Raw genomic sequence first — 25,583 nt, 5'->3', positions numbered from 1 at the left:
ACTTTTGCAGAACCTCAGGCGGGGAACAAATGAAAAATCATGTTCCCCATAGAGATTCGGCACAATCTGATCAATTTTAGCGCCCTGAACCCCAACAGATGCTTAACACTATGCGTTATCCTTCACGTAGGACCACGAAATAAGCCCCTTTTGTGGCAAAGCGCGCTAAAATACGAAGAGGCAGACTATCTGCCTCCCCAAATTACTTGGTTTCTTCGGCGCTCACTTCGCGCGATTCGATCACTTTATCGATCAAACCAAATTCCAGAGCTTCCTGCGCTGTCATAAAGTGATCACGGTCAAGCGTGCGTTCGATCGTCTCATAATCACGACCAGTATGCTTGACGTAAGTTTCGTTGAGGCGACGCTTCATCTTGATGATGTCCTGCGCATGGCGCTCAATATCAGACGCCTGCCCCTGGAAACCACCCGATGGCTGATGAACCATGATACGGGCATTTGGCAGCGCATAACGCTGGCCGGTGGCACCAGCTGTCAGCAACAGCGAGCCCATAGAGGCTGCCTGCCCCATACAAAGCGTGGACACTGGCGGCTTGATGAACTGCATCGTGTCATAAATCGCCATGCCGGAGGTCACAACACCGCCGGGCGAATTGATGTACATGTTGATTTCTTTCTTCGGATTTTCCGATTCAAGAAACAGCAACTGCGCACAGATCAGCATCGACATTCCATCTTCTACGGGACCGTTGACGAAGATGATGCGTTCTTTCAACAAGCGCGAAAAGATATCATAGGCCCGCTCGCCACGGTTGGTCTGCTCGACAACCATCGGCACGAGGTTCATGACGGTTTCAATAGGATCTCTCATTATGGGCCTCTGGATAGTGTATGACGAATATGAATCGTATGGATGTTCCATACATAGGGCTTTGCAACCCTGTTCCGCAAGATGCCGATCAATCCCAGTCCGAATCCTGAGGGACAGGCTTAATGCCGCGTTTCTCATCCAGCATTTTTCGCGCTGTTTCTGTAAGGCGGGCCTGAATACGAACAGAGCCATCTTCCAGATCTTCACGCTTTACATCGCTGCCATGCTGGTAAATCCAGTCAAGAATGCGAAGCTCGGATGGAGAAAGCACAACATCGACAGTTCCAAGCGCCCCTGCAATGCGGGTCTCAATCAAGGAAAGCAACCTGTCAACGCCTTCCCCCGTCCACGCTGAAAGCGGGATCGGACGCCCCTCCTCGCTGCCGGCGGCAGCCAAGCGAAGTGCTGCCTCACGACCCGCTTCATCCAGATTATCGATCTTGTTCCAGATCTGGATCACGCGCTTATGATCATGCGGCTCGACATCGAGCCCGGCGAGAATACTTTCAACATCCTCAGCCTGTGCTGCGTTGTCAGGATCGGAAATATCTCGCACATGCAGGATCAGATCAGCCTCGACAACCTCTTCAAGCGTTGCCCGGAATGCGGCAACGAGATGGTGCGGAAGATTTGAAATAAAACCGACTGTATCGGACAGGATAACCGTCTCACCGTGCGGCAAACGAATGCGACGCAATGTCGGGTCGAGCGTAGCAAACAGCATATCTTCGGCCAGCACGTCAGCGCCGGTCATACGGTTGAACAGCGTTGATTTGCCCGCATTGGTATAGCCAACGAGCGCCACCACCGGATGCGGAACCTTGCGACGCTTCTGCCGATGCAGCGTCCGTGTACGCACAACCGTCTCAAGCTCGCGCTTGATCTTCAGAATCTTATCCTGAAGCATACGCCTGTCGGCTTCGATCTGCGTTTCACCCGGACCGCCAAGGAAGCCGCCACCACCGCGCTGACGCTCAAGGTGGGTCCAGCTTCTGACCAGACGGCCCTTCTGATAGTTCAGATGCGCAAGTTCGACTTGCAACGCACCTTCCTTGGTGCGTGCTCTCTCACCGAAGATTTCAAGGATAAGGCCGGTCCGGTCGATAACCTTGACGTTCCACTCTTTTTCAAGATTGCGCTGCTGCACCGGCGTCAAAGCATGATCGACAATAACAAGTCCGATCGACTTCTCTTCAATGATTTCGGCGATTGCCTCAACCTTACCCGTCCCCAGAAGGGTCGCAGGACGCGGTTGATTGACGATCACACTCTCGGCATGGGCTATTTCGAGATTAATCGCACGTGCAAGACCGACGGCTTCCTCCAGCCGTGCTTCATTGGAGCGCTGAAACTGTGGTCGCTCACCTTCGTCACTTGCCGTGCTTGTTGTGTGTCTTTCGGGTAATATGGGAACGATAACCGCTGCTCTGGTCGGCTCTGGTTCAGACAAACCAAATCCCTTATTTTCATCGGCAGGCGAAACGTTCTTATCCTTGAATTTCGACAAATATACTTACTCCGGGATACGGAAAATACCTATCCATACAGATAGGTATCCGTATTAGCGGTTTCAAATAGAAGACGCCCCGGCATAATATTGGTCAGCATAAAACTGACCAATATTGAACTGATATGCGTCAGGCTTCTTCGCCTTCGAACATCTGCACAGGCTGGCTTGGCATGATGGTCGAGATTGCATGCTTATAGACAAGCTGCGAGTGTCCATCGCGGCGCAGCAATACGCAGAAATTGTCAAAAGACGTCACGATACCCGTGAGTTTCACGCCATTGATAAGGAAGATGGTCAGTGAAATTTTCTGCTTGCGTACAGAATTGAGAAAAAGGTCTTGAAGATTTTGCGATCGTTCAGCCATTGTTTTTATTCCTTTAATCGATCAGCAGTCAGTTCGCTAAATGCCAGACGAACATGCGCGCAAATATAAATCAAGCTCCCGGATCGCGCTAAACCAGTTACTAATCGCAATTGCTGTGGAAAGACAACTGCTTCGCTCTTAAGCTTCGGTTAACAGGATGGGAATCTTTGCGCAACCGCCAAATTTAAAACCTGATATGCAAATCCTTGCAGGTATGAATAAGCAGCCCCTATTTCGGATGATCTGAAAGCGGACCACCAAGCAATGGCTTCACGCGATCAATCGCCCACATATAGAAGCTTCCCGGTTGCATTGAGACAACTTCTTTATGCTTCTTGTGAATGTGAAATCCAATGAAATCAGGGTGTTTCGTGGGTTCCAGCCCATAAGCCGGATCGTAAATCCGCGTCGCTTCCTTGCCCACCCAATAATAGAAATTCTCCTGCGGAGCGGCGTTTCTGAAGATGCCGTATTTGCGTGCTAGCCGTGATATGCCGTCATTTCCGAAAATCGTAATCCCGATGGCGGCAGGCGTTACGTCCTTACCAATGAGACGATAGTATAATGGCCGCAACTTCCCACGCCGCAATCCAAGCCAGCGCGGTAATGGATAGCTTGCCGCCACATAGGCTTCGAATTCACGGATAATCGGATGATCATGCGGCAGGTAAAGCGCAGAAACTCCAACGCGGAAACGATTCTCGCGAGCGAGATAGGGTTTCGATGGATCAGGATGAAACTGCTTGAGCAGATACACATCCGTATCGAGCCACACACCCTGCTTATGCTTCATCAGCATGATGCGAAAAATATCGCTGAACTGAACGATAGTCGTTCGGCTTCGTAAACTCGGATAGCCCGGATCAAGTCGCTTAAACACCACCTCAGGTAGAATTTTGCTGGCATCATGCAGCTCGACGCCTACGGGTACATTCTCAATCGGCGCATATGAAAACAGTTTCACACGCTGGCCAGTCATCACCATTGATGCGAGACAGATGCGGTCGACATCGCGCAGACGCGGCCCATACCAGAACGTACAAATATCCATCGAAAGAACTACCGCGAAATAAGTTTCATATCAGGGGTCAGAAGAATTCCAGACTAACGCGGAACATCTGCTCAACATGCTTGATCGCATCGGCAGTTGCAAAAATCACAACACGATCTTTCGGTTTGATCCGCACATCACCATTCGGCTGAATGACCTGTCCCCCCCGGTAAATCGCACCAATTCGCAAACCGTCCGGCAAATCAAGATCACGCAATGGCGCACCGACCAGCGAAGACGTCTCAAGTGCTTCTGCTTCGATAATTTCGGCCATATCACGATAGACACTATAAACCGCACGGATGCGCCCGCGTCGCACATGCTGCAATATCTTTGATACGGTCACCGCCTTGGGATTGATATAGGCATCTATCCCCACCATGTGGGTGAAGTCCTGATAGGCAACCGTGTTGATCAGCGCCATATTCGCCTTGCAACCGAGGCGCTTCGCCATAATGCTGGAAAGAATATTGACCTGATCCTGATTGGTCAGTGCCACGAACAGATCGGCATCCTCAATATCAGCTTCCTGCAAAAGCGCCTGATCGAGCGCGCTGCCATGCAAGACCATTGTACGGCTAAGCTGATCAGCAATCGTAAAGGCACGCTCATGCTCACTTTCGATCATCTTGATGCGTGTCTGCCATTTACGCTCTTCAATGGCCTTGGCAACATAAAGACCGATATTGCCGCCCCCGGCAATGACAATCCGATGTGCTTCCGGCTTTTCATGCCCAAACAAAGAGAGCGTTCTGCGCACCTGCTCGCGCGTTGTGACAACATAGGCCAGATCACCGGCGTGAAGCTGATCGGTCGAACGGGGAATGAACAGACTGCCATTGCGCACAACACCAACCACAGTCGCAGCCAGATCAGGAAACAGGTCTGATAACTGTTTGAGCGGCGTATTAATAACTGGACATTCTTCCAGGCACTCTATTGCAAGACCGATGATCTTATCATCCGCGAATCGCAGCACGTCAGTCGCGCCCTGCAAGGCAATACGCCGCAGAACCACTTCACCAACTTCAAGCTCCGGCGAGATAATCACATCGATCGGCAGGTTTTCGCGCAAAAACAGATCCTGATACTCAGCCTTGAGATAGGATTGCGCACGAATACGAGCGATCTTGGTTGGCACGTTGAAAACCGAATGCGCCACCTGACAAGCCACCATGTTGACTTCGTCAGATAATGTTACCGCAATGATCATATCGGCTTCATTGGCACCGGCTGCGGCAAGAACATCCGGCTGTGAGCCATGACCAACAAAGCCACGCACATCCAGCGTATCGCGCACAATCTCAATGTGGCGCGCAGACGTATCGATAACCGAGACGTCATTTTCTTCAGCAGCAAGACGTTCAGCAATACCATAGCCGACCTGCCCCGCTCCGCACACGATTACCCGCATGATAGCCCCGCCTGTTTACCGTTATACGCCAAGCGACTTGAGCTTGCGATGCAATGCCGAGCGCTCCATGCCAACAAATTCCGCCGTGCGTGAAATATTGCCGCCAAAGCGATTGATCTGCGCAATCAGATATTCCTTCTCGAAACGCTCGCGCGCTTCCCGCAAGGGCAAAGCCATAATGTGCTGATCGGATTCTGTTGGCGCTCGTGGCAGCGTGTCACCAATTTCCGCAGGCAGAAGATCGGCTGTAATAGGCGCTTCCGGATCATCGCCACGCGCCAAAATCATCAGACGTTCAACATTGTTGCGTAACTGACGAATATTACCCGGCCAGCTATGCGCCTGCAAAACAGCCATCGCATCAGAGCCGATCTTGCGTGGTTTGATGCCTGCCTGTTCCGCAATCTGCGTCATGAAATATTCGACCAGAGAAGGAATATCCTCTCGACGCGACGCGAGGGGCGGAACATGTACGGGCACCACAGAGAGACGATGAAACAGGTCTTCGCGGAATGTACCTTCCGCAATCATGCCTTCAAGGTTCTGTGCTGTGGAGGAAATGATACGAACATCAACCTTCACGCGCTTGGTTCCGCCAACACGCTCAAACTGTTGATCGACAAGAACGCGCAGAATTTTATTCTGCGTTTCGCGCGGCATATCGGCAATCTCATCAAGATAAAGGATGCCACCATGCGCTTCTTCCAGTGCACCAACCTTACGCTCACCACCATCCATTTCGGTGCCGAAAAGCTCAATTTCCATACGTTCCGGCGTAATGGTTGCAGCATTAACGGTCACAAACGGGCCATTGGCGCGACTCGATTGCGCATGAATAGCGCGCGCAGCCAGTTCTTTCCCTGCGCCCGAAGGGCCCGTAATCATGATGCGGCTATTGGTTGGCGCAACGCGCTCAATGGTCTGACGCAACTGGTTGATCGCAAGCGACGCGCCAATGAGCTCCATGCTGTTGCCGCTACGCTTACGCAGGCTGGAAACTTCGCGCTTCAGCTTCGATGTTTCGAGTGCACGTTCGGCAACCAGAATAAGACGGTCGGCCTTGAACGGCTTTTCGATAAAGTCATAAGCGCCGCGACGGATCGCCGACACAGCCGTTTCAATATTGCCGTGACCGGAAATCATCACAACAGGCAGATCAGGGTGTTGCTTCTTGATTTCATCAAGCAGCGCAAGCCCATCAAGGCGGCTTCCCTGCAACCAGATATCAAGAAAAACCAGTCGCGGCACACGATCATCAATTGCCGCAAGCGCACTATCAGCATCAAAGGCCGTGCGGGTTTCATGACCTTCATCGCTCAGAATACCGGCAACGAGTTCCCGAATATCCGCTTCGTCATCAACTACAAGAATATCGGCTGCCATATCAGATCACCTGTCCAATTATCTCGTTTCCATGACTTCCCTCTTCCGAACCGGACGAACCAGTGGAAACTTCAGGGAAAATCATCCGTATCATTGCGCCACGACCTTCGTAAAAATCTGCTGGCGCATCATGCAATTCCAGATGTCCGCCGTGGTCTTCCACGATCTTGCGAACAATAGCGAGACCGAGGCCGGTGCCTTTCTCTCGCGTTGTCATATAAGGCTCGAGAAGCTTCTGACGATCATCACGCGGCAAACCTTTGCCATTGTCGATGACATCAACGATGAGCTGTCCATCCGCCTTTTTCGAGCGAACTAGGATATGCCCCTCACCGCGCTCTTCCTTTGGCACGGCGTCAATTGCCTCGCTGGCATTCTTGATAACATTGCCGAATGCTTGGCCAATCAATCGGCTATCAAAAGAACCAATCAGCTTTTCAGAACCATAGTCATTGGTGAATTTTATGTCCTGACGGCTTACCTCGATAAGGAATGATGCCTCGCGCAAAGCCTCGCGCATGTCCATGGCCTTCATTTCAGGCTTCGGCATCCGCGCAAAAGACGAGAACTCATCCACCATGCGACCAATATCACCGACCTGCCGAATGATCGTATCCGTACACTGATCAAAGACTTCACGATCTTCGACAATCACCTTACCATAGCGACGGCGAATACGTTCTGCCGAAAGCTGGATCGGGGTGAGCGGATTTTTGATCTCATGGGCAATTCGACGTGCGACGTCTGCCCATGCAGAAGACCGCTGCGCCTGAACAAGATCCGTAATGTCATCGACGGTCACGACATAGGAATGATCGTCGGATTCTGCATCTTCAACCGTCACCTGCACATTATACGTGCGTGCAACACCGTTACGAGTCATACTGACCTGCTCACGATGAACCGTACGCCCCGTTGTGCGCGCAACTTCAAAGGCCTGCCCGATTTCGGGCGCGATGCTACTCAGGCTCTTGCCGATGGCATCCTCTGAGCTGACACCAAACATATGCTCGGCAGAGCGGTTGAGGATAGAAATCGAGCCATCCGACTCAATGCCGATAACGCCCGCTGTCACACCAGAAAGCACAGCTTCCGAGAAGCGACGGCGCTCATCAATCTGATCTTTGGCAGACAAGAGTTCATTGCGCTGGCTTTTGAGTTCAGCAACCATGTTGTTGAACGTGCCAGACAGCGCACCAACGTCACCGTCTGAAGAACGCACGGGCACAGAGCTATCAAGATTGCCGGCAGCCACATCGTCAGCAGCACCGATCAACAACCGGATCGGGCGAACAAGACGGTCGGCAACAGCAATACCAGTCCATATCGCTGACAACAGAACAATGAGCGTCAGACCGAAATAAAGCAGCGCAAAAGCGATCTGCGTTGGAATGCGGTTGGCATCCATCTCCTGATAGCGCGCAGTGTTGGCTTCCATCAGGCGCATGGCTTCAAGAATCTGCTGATCAACCGAGCGCACCGTATAAAGGTAAAGATCTGGAATCTCGCGCATTTTGATAACTGCGCCAACAAAATTACTGTTGCCCGGAGGGATGATCACCGGCTTGCCGTCTACAGCCGTCTTCAAAGCATCTTCGGTTGGTGCTGGAAGGCGTGCTTCAACACCAGTCTCGCTTTTAACAACGACATCCCCATCTTCACGCACCAAAAACGCACCCAGCAGCCCCCGGCCACCCGCTTGCAGGGTCATATATCGAATGAAACCACCTCTATCGAGACTATACAGTGTGCGTTGCGCATCAAGTTCCTGCAACATTGAAAATGATGTGCTTTGCAGGTTGAGCGCCGTTTCACGAATATAGGCCGTCGTCAGACTCTGCGACGAACTGACAATGTCACGCGTATTGGTATCAAACCAGCGGTCGAGACCGAGATTGAGTGTGACCGATGCAACAATTGCCACCACAATTGCGGGAATTGCCGCAATCAACGAGAACAGCGCCACAATACGGACGTGAAGTCTTGAAGCGGCTTTTCCCAACCTGCGTGCCGAGATGATCCGGTAGATTTCTCGGCAAATCAGCAGGATGAGAAATACAATCAGCGCAACATTAACAATCACCAGCGCAAGCGTCACTGCACGATCCGGCGTGATTGGCGTAATGCCGATCAGGATGGCAAAAGAAATAGACGCTGTGATCAGCGCCAGCACAACGGTGATGATACCAGGCAGCGCAAGAAGTCTGCGCCCCTCACCGCTACGCGATGATTGCTCCGCTTTGTCCATTTCCGTGGTCAGATTCGCTGTGTTCATGTTAACCATGTTACTCAATAGCGTTGCATCTATGCAACGCATTGTGGCGAAAATGCAACGATTGTTTACAGGTTAATAGCATTTCCAGCAAAACTGCGACGCGGCCTTACGCTGGATAATGCACAAACACCAAACAAGAGCGCCGATCTGATAAATCAGATCAAAAGGCGCACTGATCAAATTTCGCGAAATTATCGTGCGTTCACCAACGGCGGCTTATTGCTTGGCGCCGCGATAGATGTTGACGCCAAGTTCTCTGATTTTCTTGCGCAACGTATTGCGATTAAGCCCGAGAATCTCAGCCGCTTTGATCTGGTTGCCGCGCGTTGCCGTAAGACACGCCAGAATCAGCGGATATTCCAGTTCGGCAAGCACACGATGATAAAGCCCTGGCGGCGGCAGATCCGCACCAAATGATGCGAAGTAGCGTTGCATATTCTGCTCCACCACCTGCGAGATGGTGATGTTTTCCAGATCACCCGAAACAACTGCCGGGGCATCCGGCTTGGCAAGCTCAGACTTAAGCTCGGCTTCAATGATTTCGGGAGATATTTCATCCTGCGGATAAAGCGCGGCGAGCCTGCGCACCAGGTTTTCGAGCTCACGCACATTACCCGGCCAAGGATAACGGCGCATCATATCAAAGCCTGCCGCGGTGATACGCTTTTCTGGCAACCCTTCTTCCGCTGCCCGCTTAAAGAAATGGCGCACGAGATCGGGCACATCTTCGCTGCGCTCACGAAGTGGTGGCAGGCGCAAAGGCACAACATTCAGACGATAATAGAGATCTTCACGGAAAAGCCCCTGCGCGATGAGCTGGCGCAAATCCTTGTTGGTTGCAGCCACGATCCGCACATCGGTCTTGATCGGTGTGCGGCCACCAACCGTCATATATTCGCCCTGCTGTAGCACGCGTAGCAGACGCGTCTGCGCTTCCATCGGCATGTCGCCAATTTCGTCAAGAAACAGTGTGCCGCCATTGGCCTGCTCAAAACGACCGCTTGAGCGGCTTTGCGCCCCGGTAAAGGCACCTTTTTCATGGCCAAACAGTTCAGATTCGATCAGATCGCGCGGAATTGCAGCCATATTAATAGCAACAAACGGCCCTTTGCGACGGCGACCATATTCATGAAGCGCGCGCGCTACCAGTTCCTTGCCCGTACCCGACTCACCTGTCACCATCATGGTGAGATCTGTCTGCATCATGCGCGCCAAGACGCGATAGATTTCCTGCATTGCAGGCGAGCGACCGACCAGTGGCATGTGTTCCGACTGCTCATCAGGAGCAACCGCAACAGGCTTATGCTTTGGCTCGGAAAGCGCGCGCCCAACAATATTGATCAGTTCCGTCAGATCGAAAGGCTTTGGCAGATATTCATACGCCCCCGCTTCCGAAGCGCGGATCGCAGTCATAAATGTATTCTGCGCGCTCATCACCACAATCGGCAGATCAGGGCGCATTTTCTTGATGCGCGGCAACAGATCAAAGGCATTTTCATCCGGCATATTGACGTCTGTAATGACCAGATCGCCATCGCCAGCCGCGACCCAGCGCCAGAGCGAGGCCGCATTGGACGTAACCCGAACATCAAAACCTGCGCGCGACAATGCCTGATTTAGCACTGTACGAATTGCAGCATCGTCGTCTGCGACGAGTATCGTTCCTGTCGGACGTCCGGCTATCATGCTTTGTCTCCTGTCTTTGCAGACATATTATCGGCAGAACTTTTCCACTGCGGCATAAGAATACGGAATGTGGTGCGCGATGGATGGCTGTCGCATTCAATCACCCCGCCATGATCGCCAATGATTTTGGCAACCAGCGCCAGTCCAAGCCCCGATCCATTGGTCTTGGTCGTCACAAACGGATCAAACAGATGCGGCAGCATATCCTCTGGCACGCCCGGACCATTATCCTGCACGCAGAACTCCAGGGGCAAAGCCACCCGATCACTCGCACCCGGCACTTGCAGGCGAATCCCCGGACGATACGCTGTCGAGAGCGTAATTTCCGCACCTTCGCGATCACCCAGTGCCTCCGCAGCATTTTTCACCAAATTGAGAAATACCTGCACCAGCTGGTCGCGATTGGCGTAAACTGGCGGCAATGACGGGTCATATTCCTCAATAAAACGGATATGCCGCGCAAAACCGTTTCGCGCCAATGTCTTCACATGGTCCAGCACCGAATAAATATTGACCGCCGTGCGTTCGATTGGACGTTCGTCGGAAAACACTTCCATGCGATCGACAAGCTTCACAATACGATCCGTTTCGTCGGTAATCAGTCGAGCCAGCGGGCGATCTTCATCGCCAACAACCTGTTCAAGCAATTGCGCTGCGCCACGAATGCCAGAAAGTGGATTCTTGATCTCGTGCGCCAGCATGGAAGCAAGACCTGTCACCGAACGTGCAGCGCCCCGATGGGTCATCTGGCGGTCGATTTTCTCCGCCATGGTCTTTTCTTTAAACAGAATAACCACTGCCCCCGGCGTTTCGATGACCGGCGCAACATAAAGATCGACAATACGTTCGGCACCCAGTTTGGGCGATGAAATATCGACGCGATATTCATTGACCGGCACTTGCGCTGTGCGCACCTGATCCACCAGAGCCAGCAAAGGGCTCCCGAAAGGCAAAAAGGATTCGAGACGATTGCGCGCCAAAATGGAAGAGCCTGAGCGGAAAAACTGTTCCGCATCCATATTCGCATAGACAATATGATTGTCGGCACCGACCATAATCACAGGCTGATTGATCGCATCCAGTATGATTGCCGGAATGCTGTTCGTTTCACCCCTACCCATCATGCGACCTTTCTGTCTGCTTCACGCAGAAAAACGCGGGAAAGCGCCGCAATAACCGCTTGAGGATCAGTGAGCGTCATGATTTCAGCCTTATCTGTCTGAGTGAATGCTTCACCCGCATGACGATCCAGATACCAACCAAGATGTTTTCTTGAATGGCGAATACCTGTCTTGCTGCCATAATGGTCGAGCATATCTTCGTAATGTCTTATAATATAAGAAAGAATTCCATCGCGGGATTGCGGTGCAAAATCACTGCCGGCGATAAGTCCCGCAAGCCACGGCTGGCCATAAGAAGCGCGCCCAACCATCACGGCATCGGCACCTGAGCGGCGCAGCAACTCTTCCGCATCTTCACGCGACGACACGTCGCCATTGGCAACCAAAGGGATTTTTACCACATCACGCACCGCATGAATTGCGTCCCAGTCCGCTTTGCCTTCATAGAACTGACAGCGCGTGCGCCCATGAACCGTCACCATGGCGATACCCGCATCTTCAGCACGTTTTGCAAGTTCCGGCGCATTGATACTGTTTTCGTCCCAGCCAAGACGCATTTTGAGCGTAACCGGCACTTTCACAGCGTTTACCGTTGCCTCAACCAAGGTCATCGCATGGTCCAGATCGCGCATCAGCGCAGAACCGGAATAGCCACCCGTTACCTTTTTGGCAGGGCACCCCATATTGATGTCGATAATATCAGCGCCCTCGCCTTCAGCGATCTTGGCTGCCTCGCCCATCCAATGCGCTTCACGGCCAGCAAGCTGCACCACATGCGTGCCAAGCCCCTCACCGGAGAGACGCAACAGGCTTTCCTTATGACGATTGCAGAGTTCAGCGCTTGCAACCATTTCCGAAACAACCATTCCCGCACCGGCTTCGGCGGCACGTTTTCGAAATGGAAGATCAGAAACGCCGGACATAGGCGCCAGAAATATGCGGTTTGGAACAACCACATTGCCTATGCTTAAAGGCTGACCGAGAGGAGTGATCAAGATATGCTCATTTGGTGTGCATGATGCAATTAGCACACACTTTAATCATTTGACGTGTTGAACGCAAGGAAAAGCGCATGCTCATGCGGATAAATCCATTGCGGTGTGGCAATTATTTGCGCAAGGCATTATTCGGCATTGAACGAGATGAATCTTTTGGCAAAGGCGAGCGAGATTTCACGGGCAGCAGCAGTGATCGTAGCCGCAGGACGCGGCGAACGGGCAGGACAAAGCATCGAAGGGCCGAAACAATATCGGCGCATCGGCGGCGAAGCTGTGCTTTCGCGCACACTGCGGGTTTTTGCGCAATGCTCTGCGATTGAGCAGATCATCGTGGTCATTCATGCCGATGATCGCAATCTCTATGAAAATGCCATCACCGGGCACTATTCAAACGTGCGTGTCGTCATTGGCGGCCCAACGCGACAGGAATCAACACGGCTTGGATTGCTGGCACTGAAAAATGATGCACCGCACTATGTGCTTATTCACGATGGTGTGCGCCCCTTCATCAACCAGAGTTTTCTTGAAGGCATATTCGGCACGCTGACACCAACAGAAGGCGTATTGCCAGCACTTGCTGTATCCGACACGCTGAAACAATCGGCCAGTGATGGAACCGTAAAAACAACAGTTCCACGAGCTGGTCTTTTTTCCGCGCAAACACCGCAGGCTTTTCCTTTTGCGCCAATCCTTGATGCGCATGAAAAGGCATATCTTAGCGGCCGCTCAGACTTTACCGATGATGCATCCATTGCAGAGGCTTTTGGCCTGCCCGTGCGCATCATTGAAGGTTCCCCAGACAATACAAAACTGACATGGGCCAAAGATATTGAAATGGCCGATAAACGTTTGAGGCAAGGTATGACTTCATTTCCAGATATTCGCACCGGCAATGGCTATGACGTTCACAGCTTTGAACCCGGCGATCATGTCACGCTTTGCGGCGTGGCCATTCCGCATAACAGGAAACTGAATGGTCATTCGGACGCCGATGTGGCTCTGCATGCCCTGACTGATGCGCTTCTTGCCACACGCGGCGCAGGCGACATCGGCACGCACTTCCCGCCATCCGATCCGCAATGGAAAGGTGCCGCATCGCACATCTTCGTTGAATATGCGGTCAAGATCGTGCGTGAAGCGGGTGGCCGCATTGCCAATGCCGATGTGACGATCATCGCAGAAGAACCAAAGATCGGCCCCCACCGCCCCGCAATGATGGAATCCATGGCCAACATGCTTGGAATTTCGCAGGATCGTGTATCTGTCAAAGCAACCACCAACGAGAAGATGGGTTTTGTGGGTCGTGGCGAAGGCATTGCTGCTATTGTAACGGCAACTGTGATCTATCCCGGTGAGGTTCCAGAATGACGCTTATTGCGGAATCCCATGCCACCGACGTACTCAATGCCTGCCGCAAACACGGCATTATGATTTCGACAGCAGAATCCTGCACCGGCGGGCTGATCGCGGCAGCACTCACCGATATTGCCGGTTCGTCCGATGTGGTGGATCGTGGCTTTGTCACCTATTCCAATGAAGCCAAGAATGAAATGATCGGCGTTCCGATGGAATTGATCAATCGTTTGGGCGCGGTTTCAAAAGAAGTGGCAATCGCCATGGCGGAAGGAGCGCTTCACAACTCCCGCGCAGGCATCAGCATTGCCGTGACAGGCATTGCTGGGCCCGGTGGTGGATCGGCAGAAAAGCCGGTCGGCCTCGTGCATATTGCCAGCGCACGCAAAGGCTTTGCCACGTTGCATAAAGAATGCCGCTTTGGTGAAAAATCGCGCGAAGATATTCGTCACGAAACAGTGCTGTCCGCGCTGGGACTGGTTTTAGAAGCGCTTAATTCTTAAGCGTAAATCGCATCGGCGCGCTTCTCAAAGGCTTCCGAAAACTTGCGGAACGCCAGATCGAACATTGACCCCATCAAAAGCCCAAGCGTGCGGCTTTTGAATTCATAATCGATGAAGAACTCGACATCGCATTCCGAACCGTCCCCAACCGGTTTAAAAGTCCAGCGATTGTCGAGATAGCGGAACGGACCATCGACATATTTCACGTCGATGACGTTTTCTTCAGGCTTCAAAAGCACCTGGCTGGTAAACGTCTCGCGGATCAGCTTATAGCCCACCGTCATATCGGCAATCAGAAGCGTCTTGCCGTCTTTCTCTTTACGAGAACGAACGGACAAAGCCTCACACATCGGCAAAAATTGCGGATATTTTTCCACGTCCGAAACCAGGGCAAACATTTCGTCTGCCCTGTGATGAACGCGTCTGACGTTGGTGAATTGCGGCATGCGAATTTAAGCCTGTACTGCAACCTGCGCTTCGCGCGCAGCCTTGAGCTTCGCGAAATCATCACCGGCATGGTGTGATGAACGCGTCAGCGGGCTGGACGCTACCAGCAGGAAGCCCTTGGTACGGCCAATCGTTTCAAAAGACTTGAATTCGTCTGGCGTGACGAAGCGGATCACCGGATGGTGCTTGCGGGTTGGCTGCAGATACTGACCGATGGTCATAAAATCCACGTCAGCCGAACGAAGATCATCCATAAGCTGCAAGATTTCGTTCCGCTCTTCGCCAAGACCGACCATGATCCCGGATTTTGTGAAGATTGTCGGATCGAGTTCCTTCACGCGCTGCAACAGACGGATCGAATGGAAATAACGAGCGCCCGGACGAACCTTGAGATATTTCGACGGAACCGTTTCCAGATTGTGATTGAACACATCAGGACGTGCCTTGACCACGATTTCAAGCGCGCCTTCCTTGCGAAGAAAGTCAGGTGTGAGAATTTCAATCGTGGTCTTCGGTGTTGCCTCGCGGATCGCGCGAATGACATCGGCAAAATGCTGCGCGCCACCATCGGCCAGATCATCACGATCAACAGAAGTGATCACAACGTGGGTAAGGCCCATCTGCTTGATGGCTCGTGCTACACTTTCCGGCTCATTCGGATCGAGAGCCTTCGGAATGCCGGTTGAAACATTACAGAACGCACAGGCGCGCGTGCAGATTTCACCCATAATCATAAAGGTTGCGTGCTTCTTTTCCCAGCACTCGCCAATATTCGGGCAACCGGCTTCTTCGCAAACGGTCACAAGCTTGTTCGAACGAACAATCTCACGCGTTTCATTATAACCGCGTGAAACAGGAGCCTTAACGCGGATCCATTCCGGCTTTTTCAGGATTTCATTGTCCGGACGATGTGCCTTCTCCGGATGACGAAGACGTCTCTGGTTCACCGTGTCGAGAACTGTAACCATGCTGTTTCCTGCCTATCCGAAGCTATCACAAATCTGAAACGCTTCTAAATTGGGTCCGGTTCGTAATCTCTGGCTTCTACCCTGTCAACTTGGCACGCCCGGAGACATCGTCAATATACTGCGGCTTACCGTCTCGCCGCCATTCCTAATGCTCTGAACACCAGTGCCCAGATCAGGCCAAACAGAAGTCCGCCAAATCCGAGTGCAAAGGCCAGTGTCCAGACGCCGTACCAGCCAGCAATCGCCATTCCATTGACCGATATGGTGTTTCCGCCGATCAGGCTCAAGCTCCCGACAGCAAAGCCAAGCGCAAGACCACCAACGGTACACCATTTAATCATGGGCCATGCGGCGCGCCGCCATGGCCCTCCATTATCAATCAGCGGAATGTGACCACCTCTTCGTTATGCGTTCAGCACACGCCCATAGGCATCCAGAACGCTTTCTTTCATCATTTCAGAAAGGGTTGGATGCGGGAAGACCGAATGCATCAGCTCTTCTTCCGTGGTTTCAAGGTTCATCGCAACGACAAAGCCCTGAATAAGTTCGGTCACTTCCGCGCCAACCATGTGCGCGCCAAGCAGCTGCCCGGTTTTCTTATCAAAAATCGTCTTGACCAGCCCCTGATCTTCACCCAGCGCAATGGCCTTACCATTTGCCGAGAAGGAATAACGACCGACACGAATGTCAAAGCCCTGTTCCTTGGCCTTGGCTTCCGTCAGACCAACCGATGCAACCTGCGGATTGCAATAGGTGCAGCCCGGGATCATCAGCTTATCAAGCGAATGAACATTCGGCAGGCCGGCAATCTTTTCGATGCAAATCACACCTTCATGCTCAGCCTTGTGAGCGAGCATCGGAGGACCGGCAACGTCACCAATGGCATAAATGCCTTCAACATTGGTCTTGCCATAGCCGTCAATGACAACACAGCCACGATCTGTCTTCACGCCAAGCGCTTCAAGGCCGAGATTTTCAATGTTGCCCTGAACGCCGACAGCTGAAATCAGACGATCAACGGTGAGCTTTTCAACCTTGCCGTCCTTGGTTTCAATGTGAGCGGTCACGGAATCCGTGCCCTTCTCGACCTTGGTCACTTTGGCTTCGGTGATGATCTTGAGACCGAGCTTTTCCAGACGCTTGCGCGCGAAGGTGGAAATTTCCACATCTTCAACTGGCATAATGTTTGGCATCAATTCAACAACCGTCACATCAACGCCCATGGCATTGTAGAAAGATGCAAATTCAATGCCGATAGCACCGGACCCCATCACCACCATCGACTTTGGCAGCGCCTGCGGCACCATCGATTCGAAATAGGTCCAGATCAGCTTGCCATCCGGCTCGATACCCGGCAGCGAACGAGGACGTGCGCCGGTTGCAACAATCACGTGCTTGGCCTTGTAGCTGCCCTCGCCCAGCACGCCCTTCGGCACCGGATTTTGCGGCTGCATCGGCTGCTTCGATGATTTACCGACCGAAATCTCTGCTGGCGTGTTGCCGGAAGCACCCTTAACGAGCTTGGCTTCGCCCCAGATCACGTCGATCTTGTTCTTCTTCATCAGATAGGCAACGCCACCATTCAGACGCGCCGACACGCCACGCGAACGCGCAACAACTGCATTCACATCAGCGCTGATCGAGCCTTCAAGCTTGAGGCCGTAATCCTTGGCATGTTCACCCAGATGCAGCACTTCCGCCGAACGCAACAGCGCCTTGGTTGGAATGCAACCCCAGTTGAGGCAAATTCCACCCAGATGTTCGCGCTCGACAATCGCGGTCTTAAGACCAAGCTGCGCTGCGCGGATAGCGGTGACATAACCGCCCGGTCCCGATCCAATGATAATAACGTCGTAGATGTCGGCCATTTTATCCTGCCTTTGATCTATCAGAAAACGGGAAGCGGCATCATACGCATATTCTTAGCGGTGCGCATTCCCGGATCGCCGACCTCTGTCGGCTTACAAATAAGCAAACGCCGCATGTCAGACAACACGCGGCGTTCAATCATATCAGACCAGCATACCCATCGGGTTTTCGATGTGACGCTTGAAGGCCTGTGCAAGTTCAGCAGCCAAAGCACCATCAACGGCACGATGATCGGTGGAAAGGGTGACAGACATAACCGTCGCAACCTTGATTTCACCGTTCTTAACCACTGCACGCTGTTCACCTGCACCAATTGCAAAGATCGTCGCATGTGGTGGGTTGATGATCGCGGCAAAGTCCTTCACGCCGAACATGCCGAGGTTGGACACAGAGGTCGAACCACCCTGATATTCATCAGGCTTGAGCTTGCGATCACGCGCACGCTTGGCAAGGTCTTTCATCTCATTGGAGATGGCAGACAGCGTCTTCGATTCTGACTGACGCACGATTGGCGTAATCAGACCGCCTGGAATGGACACAGCAACACCGACATCCGCACGCTTGTGCTTGATCATGCCGCCTTCGGTCCATGAGACGTTGGCTTCAGGAATATCACGCAGTGCAAGAGCAACAGCCTTGATCACCAGATCATTGACAGAAAGCTTGTAGGCCGGAACCTCGCCCTTCTCCGTCTTGATCAGCGGTGCAGCCGAATTGATCTGCGAACGCAGAGCCAGAAGCGCATCAAGTTCGCAATCGATGGTCAGATAGAAATGCGGAACAGTATGCTTCGATTCGACCAGACGGCGGGCAATGGTCTTGCGCATACCGTCATGAGGAACAATTTCGTATGTGCCTTCTTCAAAGAGCTTGAGGATGGCATCATCCGACTGAGGCTTTGGAGCCGATGCCGCTCCCTGTGGTGCGACCGATGCAACTTTCGTGCCGCCGGACTTGATTGCAGCTTCAACGTCACGCTGAACAACACGGCCATGAGGACCAGTGCCTTTTACAGCCGCAACATCAACGCCTGCATCCTTGGCGATGCGACGAGCAAGCGGGGACGCGAAAACGCGCTCACCCTTGTTTTCTACCGGTGCAGCCGCTGGCGCGTCAGCTTTTGCAGGAGCCGAAGCTGCCGCAGGCGCAGCTTCCTTCTTCGGCTCTTCCTTAGGCGTTTCGGCCTTTGGTGCAGGAGCAGAATCGCCGCCTTTCGCAGCTTCAGCAACATCCTCGCCGTCTTCGGCGAGAATTGCGATCAGCGCGTTGACCTTCACGCCCTGCGTACCCGCAGGAACGACCAGCTTGGCAACAGTGCCTTCATCGACAGCTTCGACTTCCATCGTCGCCTTGTCGGTTTCGATCTCGGCGATCACATCGCCGGACGTTACCTTGTCGCCTTCCTTGACCAGCCACTTGGAAAGATTGCCTTCTTCCATGGTTGGCGAAAGCGCTGGCATGGTGATCTTAATCGGCATGTCCAGTACCTCCTCAGGCGGTGTAGGTCACGGTTTTCACCGCTTCCACCACTTCTGCTACAGTTGGCAGAGCCAGCTTTTCGAGATTTGCCGCATATGGCATCGGAACGTCCTTGCCAGCAATCGTCAGGATTGGCGCATCGAGATAATCAAAAGCTTCCTGCATAACGCGGGTAGCAATTTCCGTACCAACGGAAGACTGCGGGAAGCCCTCTTCAACGGTGACGAGACGACCGGTCTTCTTGACCGATTCAACAACCGTTGGAATATCCATTGGACGGATGGTGCGCAGATCGATAACTTCAACGTCAATACCCTGTGCAGCCAGTTCGTCAGCAGCCTTGACCGCATAGGTCATGCCGATACCGAACGAAACGATGGTCGCGTCCTTGCCCTGCTTATGAATGCGGGCCTTGCCGATTGGCAGCACGAAATCATCGAGCTTCGGCACATCGAAATGATGGCCATAGAGAATTTCGTTTTCAAGGAAGATGACCGGATTTGGATCACGGATTGCAGCCTTGAGAAGACCCTTCGCATCAGCCGCCGAATAAGGCATGACGACCTTGAGGCCCGGAATCTGGCTGTACCATGCGGCATAGCACTGGGAGTGCTGTGCACCAACGCGCGCAGCAGCGCCCGAAGGACCACGAAACACCATTGGTGCGCCCATCTGACCACCCGACATATAGAGCGTCTTGGCAGCCGAATTGATGATTTGGTCAATCGCCTGCATGGCGAAGTTGAAGGTCATAAATTCGACGATTGGCTTGAGGCCAGCCATAGCAGCACCGACACCGATACCAGCAAAGCCATGCTCAGTGATCGGGGTATCGACAACGCGGCGTGGGCCGAATTCGTCAAGAAGACCCTGCGTAATCTTGTAGGCGCCCTGATATTCGGCAACTTCTTCACCCATGATGAAGACATCGTCGTCACGACGCATTTCTTCGGCCATGGCATCGCGCAGTGCTTCACGCACCGTCATCGAAACCATTTCTGTCCCGGCTGGAATATCTGGATCAGATGCAACTTCAACCTTTGGAGCAGCAGGCACGCTATCGGCTTTCTTTTCTTCAGCCTTTGGCGCTTCTTTTGCTTCTTCCTTCGGTGCCTCTGCTTTTGCAGCAGGTGCGGAACCGATGTCGGAGGCGCTTTCACCCTCACCGAGCAGAATAGCAATCGGCGTATTAACCTTCACGCCTTCCGTGCCTTCTTCGATGAGAATCTTGCCGATTGTGCCTTCATCAACAGCTTCGACTTCCATCGTTGCCTTGTCGGTTTCGATTTCGGCAATCACATCACCGGATGTAACTTTGTCGCCTTCCTTTTTCACCCATTTGGAAAGCTTGCCTTCTTCCATGGTTGGAGAAAGGGCGGGCATGAGAATTTCTACGGGCATGTCAACACCTTTCCCGAACTAGAGCAGAATATCCGTGTAGAGCTCGGAAACATCCGGCTCTGGATCGTTTTGAGCGAATTCGGCAGAATCAGCCACGATGTCGCGGACTTCCTTGTCGATTTCTTTCAGCTCTTCTTCAGTGGCCCAGTTCTTTTCGATCAGGCGCTGTTTAACCTGTTCAATCGGATCGTGCTCGGAACGCATCTTCTGCACTTCATCCTTCGAGCGATACTTCGCAGGATCGGACATTGAGTGACCGCGATAACGATAGGTTTCCATTTCAAGGATCAGCGGGCCCTTGCCAGCACGTGCCCATTCAGCGGCCGCTTCCGCAGCAGCAGCAACGGCGCGAACATCCATGCCATCAACATTGATGCCCGGAACGTTGAACGAAACACCGCGCTTTGAGAAATCCGTTTCAGCGGATGAACGCGAAACCGACGTACCCATTGCATAGCGGTTGTTTTCGATCACGTAAATCACCGGAAGCTTCCACAGCGATGCCATGTTGAAGGCTTCATAGACCTGGCCCTGATTGGCAGCGCCATCACCGAAATAGGTAACCGAGATATTGTCATTGCCGCGATACTTATTCGCAAAGGCAAGACCTGTTCCAAGAGGAACCTGAGCACCAACGATACCGTGGCCGCCGTAAAAGCCCTTTTCCTTGGAGAACATGTGCATGGAGCCGCCCTTGCCCTTGGAGTACCCCCCACGGCGGCCGGTGAGCTCTGCCATAACGCCACGCGCTTCCATGCCAGTTGCCAGCATATGACCATGGTCACGATAGGAGGTGATAATCTGATCACCTTCCTTAAGTGCTGTCTGCATACCGACGACGACAGCTTCCTGACCAATATAAAGGTGACAGAAGCCACCAATGAAACCCATACCGTAAAGCTGACCGGCCTTTTCTTCGAAACGGCGAATCAACAGCATTTCGCGGTAGGCGTTCAGTTCCTGCTCTTTATTGAAATCAGCCGGTGCTGGTGTCTTGGGAACATTCCCAAAAGACGCCTGCGATTTTCCAGCCGACGCTTTATTAGCCTTCGGTGCCATATCTCGCTCCCTATAGCATGCACCCAAAACCAGCATCGATTTTGAAAGCAACATGCGTCGATTCAAATTATCAGAGCCCTTTCACGCACACAAAGGACGCGCGGCGCTCTACGATTGTCGTTCTATTGTGACGTTATACGGGCAATTTACAAGATACAATATGCACGTAGAGCATAGCTGCTATGCCGCCAAGCCCTTAAAAACATATCACAAAAAGACAATTAACTGGATTTCAGTTAATTTGATCGATCTTCCCGAGAAATGATAATTGTCATTTCATCAGCGTGGGAGAGATTAAGCGCTCTGCGTGCCTGCTCGTCAAGCATGTCCTTTTCAATCGTCCCATCACGAAGAAGCGTGACTCGCTTTTCAAGCGCAGCTCTATCGGCAGTCACTTTTTCAAGCTGCTGCGTCAGAAGGCTTTTCTGTTGTTCGAGCTGAATACGAGAATAGAGACCAAATTCGCCATGATAGGCGTGAAAACCGAAATAGCTCAGAAACGCAGCCGTCAAAACGGGCAGCACAAATCGGCCGCGAATAGATTTACGTTTCTGCTTGGTCCACATTTCGGCTTCCTTCCCGGACGCTCACGACGGTTTTGATTCTGAATCAAAGCCGTCTATCCGATTTCCACCATGAAGCATTATTTTGCTTAACAGAGCTTTACCATCCAAAGGATGACGAGCCATCCAGGTGCATTTTTTCAAAGGGGCGGCTTCAGCGTGCAAGCACGGCCACCACAATTCGACATCAATCCAATTCAGTTTAACGCTGACATTAAATCATCACCTTAAGTAAGACACAACTTAAATATTAATCATAAATTGCCAATATATTTTATCAGAATTTAATAAATCGAAAATCGACATAGGGAATTAAATAAGGCAAATATCTTTAACTTAAATGATAAGAGTGATATTTTAACAATTAAAAACAAATATAGAATAATTGTTATTTTATACTCAGATATAGGAAGAAAAAATGGTAACCGAAAAATTGGTAAAGCGCCTTGCATGCATCATCATGGCTCTGTTCCCCGCCTTATGGGGTTTATTCAGCTTTCTGAACAACACCGCCGATTTTTCGGGCACTGCTCAGAATGCCGTTGCGCCGCTCTTATCCATGGCCGACACTTATGGAAATCCGGCTCTGACCTGGCGCTCGATTACCGCCGGATGGGCACCCTATGTTGGCCTTGCCGGTATTACCGCAATGGAAACACTTGCAGGAATTCTGGCAACGATCGGCGTTCTCAAGATGGGAACAAACCTCGGTAAAGACTATGCAGCTTTCGCCAGAGGCAAAGCATGGGCGATGCTGGGAGCTTTGTGCGCAATCGCAGTTTGGGGCCTTGGCTTTATGGTCGTTGCGGGTGATTGGTTTATGGCATGGCAAGCCAAGGAAAACCCGCTCAACACGCAATTGGGTGCCCTGCTCTATTGTCTTCCCTGCATGATGGCTGTGGTGGTGATGATGCTCCACAAAGAAGAGGCCTAAGGACAGGACAAAAAAAACGGCGGCACATAAGCCGCCGTTTTTTTATTAAAGAGAGATCCTTAGAGGAACTTCAGTGCGCTACGGCCTGCATAACGCGCCTGCTTGCCAAGTTCTTCTTCGATGCGGATAAGCTGATTGTACTTTGCAGTACGATCAGAACGCGCCAGCGAACCAGTCTTGATCTGACCGCAGTTGGTTGCGACGGCAAGATCAGCGATGGTCGAATCTTCTGTTTCACCCGAACGGTGCGACATAACCGAGGTGTAACCGGCCTTGTGCGCGGTTTCGACAGCATCCAGCGTTTCGCTCAGCGAACCGATCTGGTTGACCTTCACGAGGATCGAGTTGGCAACGCCCATCTTGATACCATCACGCAGACGAGCGGAGTTGGTTACGAAAAGATCGTCACCAACGAGCTGGCACTTCTTGCCGATCAGGTCGGTGAGGTATTTCCAGCCTTCCCAGTCGTCTTCTGCCATACCGTCTTCAATCGATACGATTGGATAATCGGCAGCAAGCTTGGCAAGATATTCTGCCTGAGCCTTTGGATCGAGGGTCTTGTTTTCACCTTCATAGACGTAGTTGCCGTCCTTGAAGAATTCGGTCGCAGCACAATCGAGACCGATAGCAATATCTTCCCCCGGCTTGAAGCCAGCCTTTTCAATCGACTCAACCACGAAATCGAGAGCAGCTTCTGCACTCAACAGATTTGGAGCAAAACCACCTTCATCACCAACATTGGTGTTGTGACCGGCATCTTTCAGACGCTTCTTGAGCGTGTGGAAAACTTCCGCACCATAACGAACAGCTTCGCGAAGCGATGGAGCGCCAACCGGCAGGATCATGAATTCCTGAAAGTCGATTGGATTGTCAGCATGTGCACCGCCATTGATGATGTTCATCATCGGAACAGGCAGGACATGGGCGTTGGCACCACCAACATAACGATAAAGCGGTAGGCCTGTTGACTGTGCAGCAGCCTTGGCAACGGCAAGCGAAACGCCGAGAATTGCGTTTGCACCCAGATTGCCCTTGTTTGGCGAACCATCAAGATCGATCAGCGTCTGATCAACCAGCAGCTGGTTTTCAGCGTCAATACCAGCAACAGCGTCAAAAATCTTACCATTGACGGCTTCAACAGCCTTTTCGACACCCTTGCCAAGATAACGGCTGCCACCGTCACGCAGTTCAACGGCTTCGTGTGCGCCTGTCGATGCGCCTGATGGCACCGCTGCGCGGCCAAAAGCACCATCTTCGAGTACGACGTCTACTTCGACGGTCGGGTTACCACGGCTGTCGAGGATTTCGCGACCAACGATGTCGATGATTGCAGTCATAGGGGCAAGTCCTTCCCTGTAGATAGCCTCGTTTCGTTCGAGGCACATTGAAGAAATTCGATGTGAGACTTCATTACAGAATTAAAAGGCGGAGGAAAATCCCCCGCCTGTGAATTCCTGATGAATTTTTAAATCGATTTAGCAATTCTGTCGAAAGCCATGAGCTTTTCGAGAAGTGCGGACATTTTATCGATCGGCACCATATTTGGACCGTCTGAAGGCGCATGATCCGGGTCCTCGTGTGTCTCAATGAAGACACCCGCGACACCCACTGCAACCGCAGCACTTGCAAGTGTTTGAACAAACTCGCGCTGACCGCCGGAAGAGCCGCCCTGCCCACCCGGCTGCTGTACCGAATGAGTCGCGTCAAAAATCACTGGTGAACCAAAGCCAGCCATGATCGGCAGCGCGCGCATGTCGGAAACAAGCGTATTATAGCCAAAAGATACGCCGCGTTCGGTCGCCATCACATTCGGATTGCCATTCTCGGTGATCTTGGCGAGCACGTTCTTCATGTCCCAGGGCGCCAGAAACTGGCCCTTTTTCACATTGATCACGCGGCCCGTCTTGGCAGCCGCAACCAGAAGATCAGTCTGGCGACAGAGGAACGCTGGAATCTGTAGAACATCGACAACTTCAGCAACAGTCGCGCATTGCTCTTCGGTGTGGATGTCAGTCAAAACGGGAAAACCGAACTCTTTCTTGAGATCGGTAAAAACTTCGAGCGCCTTTTCCAGACCAATACCGCGCTGCGCGCTGAGCGACGTGCGGTTCGCTTTATCGAAGCTCGACTTATAAACGAGCCCCATGCCGAGCTTTTGGGTAATCTCCACCAAACGTCCGGCCATATCGAACGCATGTTCACGACTTTCCATCTGGCAAGGCCCGGCTATCAAAGCGAGTGGCGCAGTGTTGGAGAACGTAACATTGCCGATTTTGACAGTAGGATTAGCGCTCGTCATGATTGGGAACCTTCAATTACAGATGCCTGAAAGGCACTTATCTGGCGTGCAAATCTTACAAAAACAAGACGCAC

Annotated in this window: 23 protein-coding genes; 3 read left to right on the top strand and 20 right to left on the bottom strand. The window is 52.2% G+C overall.

Annotated elements, in window-relative coordinates:
* Nucleotides 1–202 precede the first annotated feature (202 nt).
* The 10 genes from clpP to dusB all read right to left on the bottom strand — a co-directional run bounded on the left by clpP (nt 203) and on the right by dusB (nt 12,628).
* A complete protein-coding gene (gene clpP, locus ABE527_RS07045) occupies nt 203–832 on the bottom strand; it encodes an ATP-dependent Clp endopeptidase proteolytic subunit ClpP (RefSeq protein WP_265984649.1) in 630 nt (209 codons plus the stop codon).
* Between the two features lie 88 nt (nt 833–920).
* A complete protein-coding gene (gene hflX, locus ABE527_RS07040) occupies nt 921–2,339 on the bottom strand; it encodes a GTPase HflX (protein WP_265984648.1) in 1,419 nt (472 codons plus the stop codon).
* A gap of 130 nt (nt 2,340–2,469) precedes the next feature.
* Nucleotides 2,470–2,706: an RNA chaperone Hfq gene (gene hfq, locus ABE527_RS07035; protein ID WP_002964239.1), complete on the bottom strand. Its 237-nt coding sequence runs from the start codon at nt 2,704–2,706 to the stop codon at nt 2,470–2,472.
* Between the two features lie 229 nt (nt 2,707–2,935).
* Nucleotides 2,936–3,757 (bottom strand): glycosyltransferase family 32 protein, encoded by an 822-nt coding sequence (locus ABE527_RS07030; RefSeq protein ID WP_265984647.1) that lies wholly within the window; start codon nt 3,755–3,757, stop codon nt 2,936–2,938.
* 37 nt (nt 3,758–3,794) lie between these two features.
* Nucleotides 3,795–5,171 carry a Trk system potassium transporter TrkA gene (trkA, locus tag ABE527_RS07025; protein ID WP_499696493.1) on the bottom strand — a complete coding sequence of 459 codons (1,377 nt, stop codon included), beginning with the start codon at nt 5,169–5,171 and terminating at the stop codon, nt 3,795–3,797.
* Between the two features lie 21 nt (nt 5,172–5,192).
* The gene (ntrX, locus tag ABE527_RS07020) at nt 5,193–6,554 is read right to left on the bottom strand and encodes a nitrogen assimilation response regulator NtrX (RefSeq protein WP_265984645.1); all 1,362 of its coding nucleotides are present in this window, start codon (nt 6,552–6,554) and stop codon (nt 5,193–5,195) included.
* Between the two features lies 1 nt (nt 6,555).
* Nucleotides 6,556–8,871, bottom strand: coding sequence for a sensor histidine kinase NtrY-like (locus tag ABE527_RS07015; protein WP_499696492.1), 2,316 nt, complete (start codon nt 8,869–8,871; stop codon nt 6,556–6,558).
* A gap of 174 nt (nt 8,872–9,045) precedes the next feature.
* Nucleotides 9,046–10,515: a nitrogen regulation protein NR(I) gene (gene ntrC / locus ABE527_RS07010; protein ID WP_499696491.1), complete on the bottom strand. Its 1,470-nt coding sequence runs from the start codon at nt 10,513–10,515 to the stop codon at nt 9,046–9,048.
* Entirely contained in the window at nt 10,512–11,639 is a 1,128-nt protein-coding gene (locus ABE527_RS07005; RefSeq protein WP_499696490.1) for a two-component system sensor histidine kinase NtrB, read from the bottom strand. Before ABE527_RS07005 ends, ntrC begins: the two co-directional genes overlap by 4 nt.
* Nucleotides 11,636–12,628, bottom strand: a complete 993-nt coding sequence (dusB, locus tag ABE527_RS07000) for a tRNA dihydrouridine synthase DusB (RefSeq protein WP_499696514.1) — start codon at nt 12,626–12,628, stop codon at nt 11,636–11,638. The genes ABE527_RS07005 and dusB overlap by 4 nt, the downstream gene beginning before the upstream one ends.
* A gap of 150 nt (nt 12,629–12,778) precedes the next feature.
* Between dusB and ABE527_RS06995 the strand changes: the two genes are divergently transcribed.
* Nucleotides 12,779–14,002, top strand: coding sequence for a bifunctional 2-C-methyl-D-erythritol 4-phosphate cytidylyltransferase/2-C-methyl-D-erythritol 2,4-cyclodiphosphate synthase (locus tag ABE527_RS06995; RefSeq protein WP_499696513.1), 1,224 nt, complete (start codon nt 12,779–12,781; stop codon nt 14,000–14,002).
* The gene (locus ABE527_RS06990) at nt 13,999–14,490 is read left to right on the top strand and encodes a CinA family protein (RefSeq protein WP_499696489.1); all 492 of its coding nucleotides are present in this window, start codon (nt 13,999–14,001) and stop codon (nt 14,488–14,490) included. The genes ABE527_RS06995 and ABE527_RS06990 overlap by 4 nt, the downstream gene beginning before the upstream one ends.
* Here ABE527_RS06990 and ABE527_RS06985 read toward each other — a convergent pair.
* The 8 genes from ABE527_RS06985 to ABE527_RS06950 all read right to left on the bottom strand — a co-directional run bounded on the left by ABE527_RS06985 (nt 14,487) and on the right by ABE527_RS06950 (nt 22,279).
* Nucleotides 14,487–14,936: a type II toxin-antitoxin system RatA family toxin gene (locus tag ABE527_RS06985; RefSeq protein ID WP_499694618.1), complete on the bottom strand. Its 450-nt coding sequence runs from the start codon at nt 14,934–14,936 to the stop codon at nt 14,487–14,489. The genes ABE527_RS06990 and ABE527_RS06985 overlap by 4 nt on opposite strands.
* A 6-nt stretch (nt 14,937–14,942) precedes the next feature.
* Nucleotides 14,943–15,905, bottom strand: coding sequence for a lipoyl synthase (gene lipA / locus ABE527_RS06980; RefSeq protein ID WP_265984639.1), 963 nt, complete (start codon nt 15,903–15,905; stop codon nt 14,943–14,945).
* Between the two features lie 125 nt (nt 15,906–16,030).
* A complete protein-coding gene (locus ABE527_RS06975) occupies nt 16,031–16,246 on the bottom strand; it encodes a hypothetical protein (RefSeq protein ID WP_265984752.1) in 216 nt (71 codons plus the stop codon).
* A gap of 63 nt (nt 16,247–16,309) precedes the next feature.
* Nucleotides 16,310–17,773, bottom strand: coding sequence for a dihydrolipoyl dehydrogenase (gene lpdA / locus ABE527_RS06970; RefSeq protein WP_499696488.1), 1,464 nt, complete (start codon nt 17,771–17,773; stop codon nt 16,310–16,312).
* 144 nt (nt 17,774–17,917) lie between these two features.
* Nucleotides 17,918–19,252 carry a pyruvate dehydrogenase complex dihydrolipoamide acetyltransferase gene (locus ABE527_RS06965; RefSeq protein WP_499696487.1) on the bottom strand — a complete coding sequence of 445 codons (1,335 nt, stop codon included), beginning with the start codon at nt 19,250–19,252 and terminating at the stop codon, nt 17,918–17,920.
* Between the two features lie 13 nt (nt 19,253–19,265).
* Nucleotides 19,266–20,654, bottom strand: a complete 1,389-nt coding sequence (locus ABE527_RS06960) for a pyruvate dehydrogenase complex E1 component subunit beta (protein ID WP_265984635.1) — start codon at nt 20,652–20,654, stop codon at nt 19,266–19,268.
* 18 nt (nt 20,655–20,672) lie between these two features.
* Nucleotides 20,673–21,713 carry a pyruvate dehydrogenase (acetyl-transferring) E1 component subunit alpha gene (gene pdhA, locus ABE527_RS06955; protein ID WP_499696486.1) on the bottom strand — a complete coding sequence of 347 codons (1,041 nt, stop codon included), beginning with the start codon at nt 21,711–21,713 and terminating at the stop codon, nt 20,673–20,675.
* 236 nt (nt 21,714–21,949) lie between these two features.
* Nucleotides 21,950–22,279 carry an FtsB family cell division protein gene (locus ABE527_RS06950; RefSeq protein WP_396997009.1) on the bottom strand — a complete coding sequence of 110 codons (330 nt, stop codon included), beginning with the start codon at nt 22,277–22,279 and terminating at the stop codon, nt 21,950–21,952.
* A 415-nt stretch (nt 22,280–22,694) separates the two neighbouring features.
* On the opposite strand from ABE527_RS06950, the gene ABE527_RS06945 reads away from it, so the two are divergent.
* A complete protein-coding gene (locus ABE527_RS06945; protein WP_499694623.1) occupies nt 22,695–23,210 on the top strand; it encodes a DUF2165 family protein in 516 nt (171 codons plus the stop codon).
* Nucleotides 23,211–23,269: 59 nt separating this feature from the next.
* On the opposite strand, the gene eno is transcribed toward ABE527_RS06945, so the two are convergent.
* Both eno and kdsA read right to left on the bottom strand, forming a co-directional pair.
* Entirely contained in the window at nt 23,270–24,547 is a 1,278-nt protein-coding gene (gene eno / locus ABE527_RS06940) for a phosphopyruvate hydratase (RefSeq protein WP_499696485.1), read from the bottom strand.
* A gap of 128 nt (nt 24,548–24,675) precedes the next feature.
* A complete protein-coding gene (gene kdsA / locus ABE527_RS06935) occupies nt 24,676–25,509 on the bottom strand; it encodes a 3-deoxy-8-phosphooctulonate synthase (RefSeq protein WP_499696484.1) in 834 nt (277 codons plus the stop codon).
* Nucleotides 25,510–25,583: the final 74 nt, after the last annotated feature.

Origin of the sequence: Brucella sp. TWI432 (genome assembly GCF_039674445.1) — a bacterium.
Taxonomy (GTDB): Bacteria; Pseudomonadota; Alphaproteobacteria; order Rhizobiales; family Rhizobiaceae; genus Brucella; species Brucella chromiisoli.
The sequence above is the reverse complement of the archived record's forward strand: the minus strand, read 5'-3'. Positions and strand labels throughout refer to the sequence as shown.